This is a genomic window from Nostoc sp. (assembly GCF_036917465.1).
Taxonomy (GTDB): Bacteria; Cyanobacteriota; Cyanobacteriia; order Cyanobacteriales; family Nostocaceae; genus Nostoc.
Genome location: NZ_JBALDL010000059.1, coordinates 44,228 through 59,084 on the forward strand (window position 1 = coordinate 44,228; position 14,857 = coordinate 59,084).

Consider the following 14,857-nt stretch of genomic DNA (forward strand, 5'->3'; position numbering starts at 1 on the left):
AAGTTAGGACTTACGCAAGAACTCTCTCAAACTCTTATTCCTTTGTGTCCTTTGCGGTTCGTTTTTTCATTATTTTGCGTAAGTCCTGAAAGTAACTAAAATGCGGAAATTATTGGGTAATTTCTACATTTTCACTCATTTATTTTTGAGAATACTTTACTCCAAATCCTGATGAGTAAAAGCTTTAGCATTTGCCCCGGTGTAAGTAGCTACAATATGACCATCACCAGTCATTTGATATTTATATGTCAATAATCCTTCTAAACCAACGGGGCCACGGGGAGGCATTTGTTGCGTACTAATTCCTACTTCTGCACCGAAACCATAGCGGAAACCATCAGCAAATCGGGTAGAACAATTGTGGAATATATTAGCTGAATTTACCAGTCCAAAGAAAGTTTGAACAGATTCTGAATCTTCAGTGATAATCGCGTCAGTATGACGAGAACCATATTCGTTAATATGTGCGATCGCAGCTTCTATCGAGTCGACAATCTTTATCGATAAAATAAAATCGCTGTATTCTGTTTCCCAATCTATTTCTGTTGCAAGTACGATGTTAGGTAAAATTTCCAAAGTACGTTTATCACCTCTTAATTCTACGTTGCGTTCTTGTAAAGCAGCAGCGACTTTTGGTAAAAACTCTGTAACAATTGATTGGTGAACTAGTAAAGTTTCAATCGCATTACAAACAGCAGGATATTGGGCTTTGGCATCTACTGTAATCGGAACTGCTTTAGAAATATCAGCAGATTTATCTATATAAAGATGACAAATTCCATCGGCATGACCTAATACCGGAATGCGTGTATTTTCTTGCACAAACCGTACAAAAGAATTAGAACCTCTAGGAATAATTAAATCTACATATTTATCTAATTTCAAAAGTTCTAGAGTTTCTTCTCTAGTTGTTAACAACTGTACTGCATCAGGGTTAACAGCAGTTTCAGATAATCCTTGTTTAATTGCTTTAACTATCGCTTCACAAGAAAGCACCGCTTCCTTTCCGCATTTGAGAATTACACCATTTCCCGATTTGATCGCCAAGGAAGCAATTTGAATCGCCGCCTCTGGGCGGGCTTCAAAAATAATCCCCAAAACGCCTAAAGGACAAGTAATTCGCTTGAGAATTAAGCCAGTATCAAGTTCGCGGTGAATTTGGATTTTACCAATTGGATCGGCTAGCTTACCTACATCTTGTACCCCAGCGATCGCATCTCTTAATTTATGTTCATCCAACTGCAAACGTTTATAAAGCGGTTGGGAAATTCCTTCGGCATTCGCAGCTTTACAATCAGCAACATTTGCTTGTAAAATTTCATCTCTAGCCGATTCTAAAGCTTGCGCGATCGTAACAAGTGCTTGATTTTTTGCCTCAGTCGAGAGAATCGCCAGCTTACTTGCGGCTTTGCGGGTTTTTTGGGCGATCGCAATTAGGGGAGAACTAATATCAAAAATAGTCATAGCAAAATCTTTATCTTTTCTTCATCTTATCAATCTGAAGTTGATTATTGCTTCTCGTCTTCCCCCAATCGGTTGAACCATCTGGGTAATCAACAATTACTCTGATCGGGTGAGGCAAAACTGGGTTCAAAACATTTACTCTGTGAATATGAAATACAGGGAGACAAAGAGTAACAACTTAACTAGTATATAAATATTTTAAGTATTATTACAGATATTATTTAAAAGCCTTAAAAATGATTTATGCGTACCGGAGACTAGGGAGACATCAAAATTTATGTTTCTCTAGTCTTTTTCTTAAATAAGCAATTTATACTGCCATTATTTGAACTTTTGCGAAATTGTAGTGACGAGAGTTGGATCTATTGAGTATTGATAGATTAAATACCACTCCTTTACTAGGGAGAACCGCTATAGGTAGATTTAAGCAAATTTTTTTCTAGCTTAAGGGGGGTCTGATGCTTGCAGCAGTAATATCAGGACAACAGCCGAAATTATCCTGTGGGACTTTACCCTATTTGTGATATTTGATCTGGGGTGGGCATGATAAATATACCTTGTATATACCCCTAAGATGATTTTGATGATAAATGCGATCGCTACTAGATTTCGCCAACTTATAGCTGGAAGGAAAAGCTCGATTGGTTATTTTGACAGACATAACCGCAAAAACAAAATCAGACGTTCCATAGTTTTGTGTACCTGCCTAGCATTAGTAGGTGGAATTCTGGCATGTTTGTTAATCGCATCCCCAGGACTAGCTCAAAAACCGGAACCCCAAGAATCTCCAAAACTCCAACAACCGTTATTAGTAGCTACACGAGTTATACCGCCCTTTGTGGTATCAAACAAAGGCGATTTATCGGGATTTAGTATCGACCTCTGGCGCAGCATCGCTACCCAAATAGGTATAGAGTCTAAACTTATTGAATATTCCAGTGTACCAGAATTGATTTCTGCTATTAAGGACAATAAAGCTAACTTAGGGATTGCAGCTATATCGATTACAGCCGAACGCGAGCAGAATTTTGATTTCTCATTACCCATTTTTGCTGGGGGGCTGCAAATTATGGTACGAAAGCTAGAAAGTAAAAGCAGTGCTTTTCCAAGTATTTTGCAATTGTTTTTCTCTACTGGCCTCTTGCAGGTAATAGGCATTGCGATAGTGCTAATTGTCGTAGCAGCCCACATTGTTTGGTTATCTGAACGCAATCAGAAAGAAGGGATGATTTCTCAATCATACTTTCCTGGCATCTTCAAAGCCTGTTGGTGGGCAGCTGCCACATTAGCAACTCAAGCCGATGAAATGCCTAAGGGAGTGCTGGGACGTTTAATAGCTGTAGTCTGGATGTTTATCGGAGTCCTTTTTGTCGCCTACTTTACAGCCAGCGTGACTACTTCATTAACTGTGCAGCAACTTCAGGGCGATATTAGGAGTATAGACGATTTACCTGGCAAGGTAGTGGCTACAACTGCGGGTAGCACAGCAGCCACATATCTGCGAGAACATCATATTTCGGTTTTAGAAGTCCCCAAAATTGAGGAAGCTTACAATGCTTTGCAAACAAAAGAAGCTGATGCCGTAGTATTTGATGCACCTGTACTCCTCTACTATGCTGCCAAGGAAGGCAAAGGGAAGGTACAGATTGTTGGCACTATCTTACGTGAAGAAAGCTACGGAATCATTCTGCCTAACAACAGTCCCTACCGCAAACCAATTAATCAGGCGCTGCTAAATCTCAGAGAAAACGGCACTTATCAATCGTTATATGACAAATGGTTTTCTCCTAAAGAATCTTGAGCAAGTTGGGCTTTTGCCTGTTGCCACAATTTTTCTAACTCATCCAAACTGTAATCAGAAAGGGGGCGATCGACAACTGCCTCCATTTTTTCTAATCGCTGCACAAATCGCTGATTAGTGCCTTGCAAACCGACGCTGGGATCGAGATTATGCCAACGCGCTAGTTGAATAACTGCAAACAGTAAATCGCCTAATTCTGCTTGTTGTCGTTCCGGTGTTTCCTCAGCTAAAGCCTGTTGAAACTCCCCTAACTCTTCATGAAACTTATCCCAAACGCCCTGAATATTTTCCCATTCAAACCCAATCGCCGCAGCCTTTTGAGAAATCTTCATCGCCGCCGTTATTGGGGGAAGAGTACGGCCATAACGACCGAGTTTAGCACTAAGTTTTTGCGCCTCTGGAGATGCTTCTCCTTTTTCTGCCGCTTTAATTTGTTCCCAATTTTGCCGCACCTCATCTACACTTGTCACCGACACATCACCAAAGACATGAGGATGACGGCGAATCAACTTTTGGGAAATCCCCTGAGTTATTTCTTTGAGGGAAAATTGCCCGGATTCGCTAGCAATTTGGGCTTGTAATACTACTTGTAATAATAAATCGCCTAACTCTTCTGCGATCGCATTTTTATCCCCACTTTTAATTGCATCCACCACCTCATAAGCTTCTTCAATCACATAAGGAGTCAGCGTTTCAGGAGTTTGAGCCAAATCCCAAGGACAACCACCATCAGGCGATCGCAATTTTGCTACTATCTCAATTAACTCCTGTAACGCCGCTAAAGTATCAGTATGCTTTTGATTTTGATATTCCATAAAGAATAAAAATTCCGTGTCGTCTGCACTTTAACAACTATAAACCAGGGGTAGTTTTGAGGGAGCATAAGAGGATGTTTGAAAAGTTCTCTTATCGGTATCAAAAGTTTTAGATCCCCCTAAATCCACGCCACATGCTCCACTTGGGGTCTCCCCAAGTGGAGCAGTGGCTCCCCTTAAAAAGGGGGACTTTGACTCCGGTTCCCCCCTTTTTAAGGGGGGTTAGGGGGGATCAACAAGTTCCTAAAATCACAGCCCAAGACTTTTCAAACAACCTCTAACTGCTCACTCCTATTTGTACAACTACTTTATTTCGGTTTTCGGCGAGGGGAATTAGAATTGGGTGGACAAGTACAGTTAGAATTATTTCCTCTATTTACTGTAGATCCAGAGTTAGGTTTAGATGCGATCGCTCCAATATTAGTAAGAGCTACTTGTTTCGGAAGTGTTGTAACTGAACTATTCCATTGTCCAAAAGCTACGTCTAAAGCAGTTAATTCAGTAACTTGTGCTGGTATTTCAAAAACAAAGCTGACTTTTGTGGGAATACCAGGAGCAAAGTTTAGACTAACCGTGTACTTAGTACTGGAACCTCCAGCAATTATTTCATTGATAGCATATACCGTACCAGAAGAATCGATTGCACTTGTCAATGGTTTATCATTGTCAGTAGCCCCAAATCGAATTTTCGGACTGTAGTACCTAAATTTGTCACTAAAACATCACAAATTACGGTAGTGCTTTTAGTTCTATAGCAACCACGAGATTCAAATTTCAGGTTAGTGTCTTCATCAACAGATTGAGACACTAAAGTTTTCCCTTGTAATTTCTGTGTCATAGATTGGCATAAAGGAACAGCTATAGCACTCGAAGCTACTGTCCCCAAAATCAAGCTAGATATAGCCGCTACTTTAGTCAGCGATCGCGCATTGAACATCATCTAGTTTACTACCTGTATTACTCAACAAAAGTCTGGCTATAATTAGCCGTTAAAAATAATGTATCTTTTTTTGAGCATACTTACTTATTTTCAACTAGTTGGTATCAGGTAATACTTGTTTTTTGCAGCGAAACTACTGTTTTGTACGGCTTTTACTAGTTTTTGGTCTAGAACGATTACCACGAATTGTAACTTTACGCTTCTTCGCTTTGCGACTAGGAAGCAACCCCCGAACCCCTTGTTTTTGAAAGCGCTTGTATGCTGAACCACTCCAATCGCTGAGAGAATGACTCATTGCACCAAGTTCCAACCCCAAAAATAGGGCAATACACTCAGTATTGTAATTTACGAGCGATCGCCCCACAGTTACCCCCAAATCTTGCCAAGTAAAACTCAGATTCCCTAGCTTTTGGGCGATCGCCAAAATCAAAATTGCCAAGATAGCTAGCAAACACCCCAGATAAAGTATCCGCAGAATCGTACCAATAATCGGCCCGTGGGATAAAAAAGAACGATGCCGCAGACTTTTTTGATAAGGTAGCCAAATCCAGCGCAAGAAACCCCAACGTTGAAATTGCACAGAGTAAATATCCAAATCGGGGCCAAACATTAGCCCCCCAAATAGAAACCCGCCTGCAACCAACAAAGTCACATTGCTACTGCGAGTCTGCCACAAAGTAATGCCCGCCACGAACGGCAGAGCATACATAGTAATGCGATCGTGCGTCCGACCAGAGGGCATCCTAAATCCTAAGTGCTGAATAACTGAATACTGAGCCAGTATAAGAGAAAAAAAGATTTTCCCAAAACTACTAGCGCAAGACGAAATAGTCTGCTATATTAGTTAATGATTGGTCAAAAGGGCGGTTAGCTCAGTTGGTAGAGCGCCTGCCTTACAAGCAGGACGTCATCAGTTCGAGTCTGGTACTGCCCACTAACTAAAAAAGGCTAGAGACAGCTTAAATGTTGTTTCTAGCCTTTTTTAAATGCGTTCAAAAGTTGTCAGTTGTTCATTAGAAGAACAACTGACACATTAACTTAAGTTAGTTTAATGCTGGTTCAGGGTTAGATAAATTTGTCTGATGTTGAGCTAAAGGTTTCCAGTAGCTGGCAATTAAAGCAACTATGAGCCACCAGAGGGTATTAACTTCAGGACGATACCAGACAGTATCTACAGTCCCATGAGCTAACATACCCAACAAAATAGCGATCGCTCCAATTAACCAAAATCCTTCTCCACTTCTGAGTTGTCGCAATCGTCGCACTTGCAAAAGTGCCGTGTTAAATGTGACAATTATCAGCCAGAGAAAACAGGCTAAACCAACAAAGCCAGTTTCTACAGTTACTTCAAATAAAATCGAGTAAGCACTCAAAGCAGTGTAACGAGGATGTTGGTAAAGGGGATAAACTTTATTAAAAGAGCCGTGACCAGGGCCAATACCAAAAATCGGGCGATCGCGAATCATCTCAAAGACAGCATCCCACACATTTCGGCGAAAATTATTACTGCTATCTTTGCGATCAAGAAAAATACTCAAGACCCGCAAGCGGACTGGCTCTACAAATATTACTGCTAACAGTAATACCCCAATTAAACCTCCTAAGACAATGGGCAATGACCAAGTACGCCAAAAAGGAGGCATTTCCACACTTTTCCAATAAACTAGCAATGCCATCACTGCCAAAACTGCTACCACTAGTCCAATCCAACCGCCACGACTAAAAGTTAGGATCAGGCAGGCGGTATTGACAATTAGCATTGTTAATGCTAGGGCTTTTTTCAGCCAACTTTGCCATGCAAAAATTGCCACTAAGCTAAAAATTACTGCTGGTAAGAGGTATCCAGCCAATAAGTTAGGATTGCCTAAATAACTGTAGACTCTTGTAGTCTTAGACAGAGGAGATTCAGGATCAACCCAAGTTGCTAGTGCTGTGGCTCCAAAAAACCATTGCCGCAATCCATAAACACTGACAATTAACGATACGTGCAGATAAAGAACGATAATCCAAGACCGGAGGCGAGGCGACCTTAATACCCTGGCACAAAGGGCAAATAGTAGCAAATATAAGGTCAACGTTCCCAAGTCGTTAACTGCCGCCTTTTTCACTGGTGATAATGCTGTTGCGATTAGAGCAATTCCCCAGTAAAGCAATACCAGTAGGTGAATGGGAGTGACTGACGAGACATTTGCTGGTGTGACTTCATCAGATAAAGTCAACAACAGCCAAAATCCCACACAAGCCACTAACAACAAACCTACCAACGTACTCGAAGCAAAAGGCGCAAGGGCATATATTAAGCTGAGTAAAGCTGCTGCTGTCGCATCTCCCCACTGCATTAAGATGCTGGTTTGCCGCCAAGAACTCAAGAGTCCGACCAGATAACGGTGTACGTAACTGGTAGCAAGATATTCTTTGAGCGGTAAAGATGATAAAGTAAATCGTTGCCAGACTAAATTCATAAAAAACATTGCGATCAATTAGCCTGCCGACGCAGAACTTGGAATTGATCATAATGCCTATGGTCATAAAAAGGTAATAACAGAAATTGAACATCGCGTAATGGCGTTCTTATTCCTAGCCATCAGCCACTACCTTTAATTCAGCCAGTATCAAATTAAGATAGCCCTTCATATACTTAAGTACTCAACAAACAATAGTAGTCCGCTTTGATTTCTAAATTTATTTGTGTAGGTACGAAAGAGGCAATAGGTAAAAGGCAACTAAAAATCAAATATGAGTCCTAAAGTAAGTCAGCGTTAAAAAATCAAGCTATGTGACGAAATGTAAAATTAGCGAATAGCTAAGAAATTGGTTATTCCATAGTTTTTACAAAACTAAATATACATGGGTTTTATCGTGCCGACTTACTTATTAGATGAAAATACCTCTTTCCGAATCCCCAATCCCCAAAATTAGACATTGCTAATTGCTTGTGAGGTCGTCGCCAGTTGTAGTGGCAAAGAAAGCACATAACGATATCCTGATTCTGGTGAACCTTGAATCAAAATTTGTCCCCGGTGCAACTCTGCCAGTTGACAACTTAGCAATAGACCTAAGCTTTCACGAGAAAGACTTCCATTTGATTTAGCTAAATTTATACCTGAACTAGCAGCAAAAAAATTTGAATGGGAATCACTCAAGTTTTTTGAATTGTCTACTGCTACTGATGAAGTATCTAGTTGCTTGTGGTTTTCTGTATGAGTATTGTAAGTTGCTACTTCGCCTGTCAACTCTAGCAGCGACAAAGAATTGAGACGGAAGTACGGATCAATCTCAGTTATGCCATCTCCTAACCAAGGATGGGAAACCCAAATAGTAATGTTGAGCGTATCTTCCTTGTAAGATACATGAATGCGAACAATGCTACCTGTAGCCGAAAGTTGAATCACACTGAAAACCAGGTGATAAAGGATTTGCCGCACCTTGTCTTTATCTAAAGGCCAAATGCGATTGCGTCCTGGTTCTATAGAGAGGCGAATATCTTGCTCACGGCGATTAGCGACTTCTTCTAGGGTATTGATAGCTTGTTGGCATAGCATTTCGATATCCACAGGAGCGAGATTTAGCACAGTAGAATTGTCATCCATAGCTCCTAGTTCAGTAATTTCGTTTACTAGGGAAAGTAAGTACCGACCACTGTGTTGGATAATTTCCAAATATTCTCTCTGCTTAGTCGTCAAAGGCCCATAAATCTCACGTCCTAAAACACCAGCCATACCGAGTACAGATGTTAAAGGTGTGCGTAACTCCTGAGTTAGTTGACCCAAAAGTTCCAACTGAAGTTGCTTGGTAGAAACAGAGTCGCTATCTTTAGTGGGTGCGGGAATTTTAATCTCAGTATTGCGTTCCTCATTGAGTGAAAATATAGGAGGTACTGTGGGAGTACTTGATTCGAGTTTTCCTTGCAAGAGTCGGTTACGCTCAAATTCACTCATGCTCCAACGAGCGATGATTTGTAAAAACTCAATGTCTCTGGTTGTAAAATTGCGCGGCACTAAATCCATCACCGCCAATGCACCCAAACAATTTCCCTCAGCATCAATCATTGGCGCTCCTAAGTAAGCACGGATACCATAATCCTGCACTAACTTGCTGCTAGCCAGTACTGGATCTGTAAGCTTATGCGTATCATTAATTACAAATATTTGAAGACTCTCTACTACCTGAGTGCAGAACGATTCCCTGCGTGACAGTTGGCGGCTTTGTGCCAAATGATTCATTAATCCCAGCCTAGATAAGCCTACCGATGACTTGAACCAGTGACGCTCTTGATCCACAAATCCCAATATGGAAATTGGTGCTTCCAAAAAGTGGGCAGCAGTCTGTGTGGCTTCTTCAAAAACCGGAATCGTTTCTGGTTGCCGCAAACCTAAATCGGACAAAGCTTTGAGGCGTTGTTGTTCTCTTGATTCATGAGAATCCCAACCATCCTTTAGGGCAAATAATTTGTTTTCAGGCTCTATCATTGCCACTGCTACCTTAATAATTTCTCGATACTGTGAATTGATATAATCCCTATTTCTGGGTTATCAGTTGCTATTTTTAAGCATTCCCTAATTTTGCCTCTGACAAACAAATTTGGGGCAAAAATTTTTATCTCTTACATTAAACTTGGCGATGCGGTATGCACAAGTTACTTGTTAGTGGTGCTGAATATTCTTTATTTAGCACTAGTGTAGTCTTTATTGCTTGGGATTTTACAGGCAGACTGCGTTAGATTTCGATTCAGCCAGGGTAAGCTAATGCTAAGGATACAATACAAAGGGGTTGTTATTCTTTATGTATGTAAGGAAAAATTATCACTGACTTTATCAGAGTATATTCACTTAAAAATATTATATGTGTGTGACTTTTATAGCAATAATTACTCATGACAGCTAGGACTAATGGCTGACAATCCTAGATAGTTTATATAAGTCTCGATCCAATAGATTGAACCTATTACAATTTCATCCTGAAAATTGTGTAGGCTTTTTTATTTTTCCCATCTGAAGAAATATTTTTTGAGGACAACTAGTAATGAATAAAATGGCTATTAGAGTTCCTTTTGTAGACCTGAAGTTACAGCATGAACCAATTAAAACGCAGTTACAAGATGCAATCTACTCTGTATTGGAACAGGGAGATTTTATTTTAGGGCAAGCACTATCAGATTTTGAAGTAGCATTTGCGGCAGTATCCGGGGCAGATTATGGGGTTGGTGTTGCATCAGGAACAGATGCGATCGCTCTCGGATTGCAAGCGTGTAATATTGGGGCTGGCGATGAAGTAATTTTACCAGCAAACACCTTTATCGCTACCTTAATTGGGGTTATCCGCGCTGGCGCGAAGCCAATTCTGGTAGATTGCGATTGCCAAACAGCTTTAATTGATTTAGAGGCCGCAGCAAAAGCAATTACACCTCAGACTAAAGCAATTATCCCTGTACATCTCTATGGTCAAATGGTATCGCCACGTGAACTAATAAACTTTGCCGATACTTACAAACTACTAATTTTTGAAGATGCTGCCCAAGCGCACCTCGCCCAAAGAGACGGATTCTACGCTGGTTCTGTAGGAATAGCAGCAGCTTTTAGTTTCTATCCCAGCAAAAATTTGGGAGCATTTGGGGATGGGGGAATGCTGCTGACACGAGATGCAGATGTAGCCCAGAAGATGGTGCGCTTGCGAAATTATGGTGCATCACAAAAGTATTTTCATACTGAATCAGGTACAAATAGCCGCTTGGATACTTTACAAGCAGCAATTTTGCACCAAAAATTACCATATTTGCCACAGTGGAATTGCGATCGCTTGACTATTGCCCAGCAGTATGATTCAGAACTAGCAGCCTTGGCAACAACTGGGATTATCCCCATAGAAAACCAAAGTGATACAGGACACGTTTATCATCTTTATGTCATTAAAGTTGATGAGTCTTGCTCAATAGAACGCCAGCAACTCCAGGAAAAGCTTACAGCAGTAGGAATTCAAACTGGTATTCACTACCCAATTCCTTGTCATCTCCAACCGGCATTCACCAACTTAGGCTATCAGCCTGGAGATTTTCCCCAAGCCGAAAAACTGTCACAGCAAATATTATCATTACCGATGTATCCTGGATTGAGCAGTAGCCAAGTTAAAGAAGTTGTAGCTGCGATCGCTCATGCAGTCTCAACAAATTCTCAGCAGTCATTAGTCATTAGTCATTAGTCTAAAACCAATTCGTAATTTGCAATTCCCAATTCCCAATGACTAAATAAAAATCATGGTACTCCAGCAACAGGTAAAAAACAGAAACGCCTCAGACTTATTAAATCTAGCTATTATAGGCGTTTTACTGCTGCTTTATGCTCCTATATTGCTACACTGGTTGGATGGTTGGCTGCACAAAAATATCAGTACAGAACACGAATATTTTAGCCACGGGATTATTGGTTTACCATTTGCGGCTTATTTGGTCTGGATGAACCGGAAAAAATGGAAACGTTTACCAGATAAAATACATCCTCTGAGCGCTGTTTTATTATTAGTAGGGGCAGTGTTTTATCTTAGCGGTGTTACAGAGTGGGTTAACCTTTCCTTGCCCGTTATCTTAGCAGGATTATGTTTGTGGTTTAAAGGAATAGCAGGTTTGCGATCGCAAGGATTCCCCCTGCTATTAGTATTTTTGGCAACCCCAACAGCAATGCCTTATCTCATTGCTCCCTATACCTTGCCTCTCCAAAGCTTCATCGCTGGTACGGCAGGTTTCATACTGAATCAATTTGGTATGGACGTAACCGTATATGAAATAAATCTCTACGTGGGAGGACGCATTGTAGAAGTTGCCCCCTATTGTGCAGGGCTGAAAATGTTGTTCACAACTCTCTACGTTGGCTTGATGCTGCTTTATTGGACAGATTCTTTGTCTTCACGGCGCACAACGATATCGTTTTTATCTCTTGCTGCGATCGTTAGTACTGCGGCCAATATCATTCGTAATACTTTACTGACTTTCTTTCACGGCACAGGTAATGAAGAGGCTTTTAAATGGCTACATCAAGGTTGGGGCGGCGATCTTTACTCAGCTTGTATGCTGGTGTCATTAGTGCCCTTACTAAATTGGATTAATGACTATTTTTTGCCATCTCCAGAAACTGAGCAAGAAGCAGAAAATTAGAAACATTAGGAAATGGGAATTGAGGGGAATAACATTACCTCTTTCCCCCCTGCCCCCTGCTTCTTAATCTACTCATAAATATTACTGAACTCATGGTGTGATTTTATGAAGTAAAATTTTGCCTAAGTATTACAAATTTTTACTGATGATTTCCTTCTCCAAGTTTTTCAAAGAAAACCAATTGAGTCAGGTAGCAGTACTTTTATTATTGCTACTACTGTTAGCAATAGGAGGGGTTCCTGGATACCTGACAGGAAAGTGGCAATGGAAACAACCACCACCTGTTACCACCCTCAATAAATTAAAACAGATCCGTAAGACTGGATTAGCCCTTCCTGGTTGGCAAACTACTGAACAAGCAGAACAGCCAATTGGCGAACATAAATGGTCTTTGCAGATAATGAAAAAAGAAGGTTCCGAATCCCAGGCAATCCTGCTTTTACTACCGCAAAATGGGCCTATGGATCAACCAGAGGTAGAGTGGACAGATGTTAACGGCTGGGGAAGATCGCGTTGGGGAAAGTGGGATATAGCGCAATCTCGTTCTGCTGAATTTACTGTTAAACCGCCTGCAAAGTTGGCTTCTAATGTTGTAACTAAAGTAAAAGCTAGGTTCTTTCGCGCTACCACACCACAGCAAACTTTTGCCGTATTGCAATGGTACGCAATGCCAGATGGCGGAAATGCATCACCTTTGCACTGGTTCTTCGCGGATCAATTAGCCCAGTGGCGCAAGCAACGCACTCCTTGGGTGGCCGTGAGCATTCTGATTCCAATAGAACCTCTAGGGCAAGTAGAAACATCTTGGCCTTTAGCCCAGTCTATAGGGGAAACAGTACAAGGTGCATTAATGGCAGGCCCTTTGTAAAGTCCGTTACATGTGTGTTTGTCCATAAATTGATCGTGAGTGTCTCTATGAATTGCATTCAGGCTGAAACTCAGCTAAAAAAAGAAAGATGTTAGGAATATAAACTTATACCGAAAAGTTGTATAGAACAAGGGAATTTTGCCCTTGTCTTACCGCAGCTTCAGAAATAATTGGTATTAGAAATTAAATTTAGCAAACTTCTTCTCTTTTTCTTGGCAAATACTTGCAGATATAAGAGATATGTAGGACATTTGTAGAGTAAAATAACCACTCGGCGCGACTAATTTCTATATCAGTATTTTCTGCACCGATGTTCATAGATCCCAATTTTTATATGCGTGGATTCAGCGCCTTGTGTTTTGTCAGTCTTCAAGTAGGAGTTTTCTTAACAACACCTATCCAACTTGTTGTTGCCCAGCCTTTTCCACCTCAAGGACAATCACCAAGGCAACCTCCCTCGCCTGTACCAGGTACTGAGTTTGTACCTCCAGGTGCAAATGACGAAATTTCTCCCCAACTTAGCCGCTACCTCTTAGGCCCGGGAGATGGAATTAATGTTGTACTTCAGCGTCCTCCTGGCCTATACCGCTTAGGAATAGGAGATGGAATTAGCGTTTCGGTTCAGCGCTTTCCAGATTTGAGCTTTCAAGCTTTAATCAACCCAGAAGGTAACATTGTGGTGCCGCTACTGGGAAAGGTGTCATTACAGGGTTTAACATTAGAACAAGCTCAAGAAAAAATTCGCTTGGGTTTAAATCGTTATGTGGTTAATCCGGTAATAGTTTTAGCCTTAGCAACACAGCGTCAAGATTTGAGCTTTCAAGCTGTAATTAGTCCAGAAGGCACCATTGTAGTGCCGCAAGTGGGAACCGTGTCATTACAAGGTTTAACATTAGAAGAAGCTCAAGAAAAAATTCGTTTGGGTTTAAGTCGTATTTTGCCAGATCCAATTGTAGTAGTATCTTTGGCAGGGGCGCGACCAGTTCAAGTTACTATTAGTGGAGAAATATTTCGACCAGGAATTTATCCGATTAGTTCACCAACACCCCGTGTTGCTGATGCCTTGCTAGTATCTGGTGGTTCAACCTTGAATGCAGACCTGCGACAAATACAAGTACGTCGGAAATTAATTGATGGTTCTGTGATTTCACAAACTATTGATTTATATGCAGCATTGCAAAATGGCGGTTCAATCCCTAATTTCCGCTTACAAGATGGAGATGCAATCCTCATCCCCCGTCGTGAAGTTGGTAATGATGATGGTTATGACCGCAATTTAGTAGCACGTTCATCCTTAGCTACACCACAGATTAGAGTCCGGGTTTTAAACTACGCTGCGGGAGGTCTTTCTATTCAAGCACTGCCTAACGGTAGTACATTTGTAGATGCTTTGGGAGGAGTAAATCTTGATACTGCTAATCTTCGAGATATTGCTCTGGTTCGTTTTGATCCTGAACAAGGTAAAGCTGTCACCCAGAAACTTGATGCTAAAAAAGCTCTAGGAGGTGATGCATCTCAAAATGTGGCGCTTCAAGATAATGATGTTCTTGTTGTTGGTCGGAACCTCATCGGTAGAATTACTAATTTCTTGACTACTATTACCCAACCCTTTTTCAATGTCCAATCTTTTCTCCGCTTTTTTGACAACTTCGGTGGTGGCTCAAATTAGTAACTCTAGAAGAAGGATACAAGCTAGAAATAGTTTGGAGTGTAGGAAGCCACATATCCAAGTTATTTTTGAATTCATTAAAATATTAAAGATATCAATTGAGATATACAGTAGGAAGTTAATAGCACCTTTGCCTTGTATAAAAGCCAGTATCTT

General features: G+C 40.9%; 12 protein-coding genes and 1 tRNA gene. 6 read left to right on the forward strand and 7 right to left on the reverse strand.

Translation table 11 applies throughout. From position 1 onward, the window contains the following. Window positions 1-156: 156 nt before the first annotated feature. Entirely contained in the window at window positions 157-1,464 is a 1,308-nt protein-coding gene (locus tag V7K38_RS12525) for a glutamate-5-semialdehyde dehydrogenase (RefSeq protein WP_334858172.1), read from the reverse strand. A 583-nt stretch (window positions 1,465-2,047) separates the two neighbouring features. Here V7K38_RS12525 and V7K38_RS12530 point away from each other — a divergent pair. Further along, window positions 2,048-3,265, forward strand: coding sequence for a transporter substrate-binding domain-containing protein (locus V7K38_RS12530; protein WP_334858350.1), 1,218 nt, complete (start codon window positions 2,048-2,050; stop codon window positions 3,263-3,265). Here the strand turns inward: V7K38_RS12530 and mazG are convergent. The 4 genes from mazG to V7K38_RS12550 form a co-directional block, all read right to left on the reverse strand. Further along, window positions 3,223-4,080: a nucleoside triphosphate pyrophosphohydrolase gene (gene mazG, locus V7K38_RS12535; protein ID WP_334858174.1), complete on the reverse strand. Its 858-nt coding sequence runs from the start codon at window positions 4,078-4,080 to the stop codon at window positions 3,223-3,225. The genes V7K38_RS12530 and mazG overlap by 43 nt on opposite strands. Before the next feature lie 308 nt (window positions 4,081-4,388). Continuing rightward, complete coding sequence (locus V7K38_RS12540; RefSeq protein WP_334858175.1) at window positions 4,389-4,733, reverse strand: hypothetical protein; 345 nt, start codon at window positions 4,731-4,733, stop codon at window positions 4,389-4,391. Further along, entirely contained in the window at window positions 4,730-5,020 is a 291-nt protein-coding gene (locus V7K38_RS12545; RefSeq protein WP_334858177.1) for a hypothetical protein, read from the reverse strand. The genes V7K38_RS12540 and V7K38_RS12545 overlap by 4 nt, the downstream gene beginning before the upstream one ends. 133 nt (window positions 5,021-5,153) lie before the next feature. Then, on the reverse strand, window positions 5,154-5,762 hold the full coding sequence (locus tag V7K38_RS12550) for a metal-binding protein (RefSeq protein WP_334858179.1): 609 nt from the start codon (window positions 5,760-5,762) through the stop codon (window positions 5,154-5,156). 119 nt (window positions 5,763-5,881) lie between these two features. Here V7K38_RS12550 and V7K38_RS12555 point away from each other — a divergent pair. Further along, window positions 5,882-5,954: transfer RNA gene (locus V7K38_RS12555), tRNA-Val, on the forward strand. A 109-nt stretch (window positions 5,955-6,063) separates the two neighbouring features. Here the strand turns inward: V7K38_RS12555 and V7K38_RS12560 are convergent. Both V7K38_RS12560 and V7K38_RS12565 read right to left on the reverse strand, forming a co-directional pair. Beyond that, complete coding sequence (locus tag V7K38_RS12560) at window positions 6,064-7,482, reverse strand: IctB family putative bicarbonate transporter (protein ID WP_334858181.1); 1,419 nt, start codon at window positions 7,480-7,482, stop codon at window positions 6,064-6,066. A 453-nt stretch (window positions 7,483-7,935) separates the two neighbouring features. Next, entirely contained in the window at window positions 7,936-9,489 is a 1,554-nt protein-coding gene (locus V7K38_RS12565) for a GAF domain-containing sensor histidine kinase (protein WP_334858182.1), read from the reverse strand. Between the two features lie 553 nt (window positions 9,490-10,042). On the opposite strand from V7K38_RS12565, the gene V7K38_RS12570 reads away from it, so the two are divergent. The 4 genes from V7K38_RS12570 (at window position 10,043) to V7K38_RS12585 (ending at window position 14,701) form a co-directional block, all read left to right on the forward strand. Continuing rightward, on the forward strand, window positions 10,043-11,215 hold the full coding sequence (locus V7K38_RS12570) for a DegT/DnrJ/EryC1/StrS family aminotransferase (RefSeq protein WP_334858184.1): 1,173 nt from the start codon (window positions 10,043-10,045) through the stop codon (window positions 11,213-11,215). A 55-nt stretch (window positions 11,216-11,270) separates the two neighbouring features. Then, on the forward strand, window positions 11,271-12,164 hold the full coding sequence (gene crtB, locus V7K38_RS12575; protein ID WP_334858186.1) for a cyanoexosortase B: 894 nt from the start codon (window positions 11,271-11,273) through the stop codon (window positions 12,162-12,164). Between the two features lie 145 nt (window positions 12,165-12,309). Next, the gene (locus tag V7K38_RS12580; RefSeq protein ID WP_334858187.1) at window positions 12,310-13,032 is read left to right on the forward strand and encodes a cyanoexosortase B system-associated protein; all 723 of its coding nucleotides are present in this window, start codon (window positions 12,310-12,312) and stop codon (window positions 13,030-13,032) included. Window positions 13,033-13,342: 310 nt separating this feature from the next. Beyond that, window positions 13,343-14,701 carry a polysaccharide biosynthesis/export family protein gene (locus V7K38_RS12585; RefSeq protein ID WP_334858188.1) on the forward strand — a complete coding sequence of 453 codons (1,359 nt, stop codon included), beginning with the start codon at window positions 13,343-13,345 and terminating at the stop codon, window positions 14,699-14,701. Window positions 14,702-14,857 lie beyond the last annotated feature (156 nt).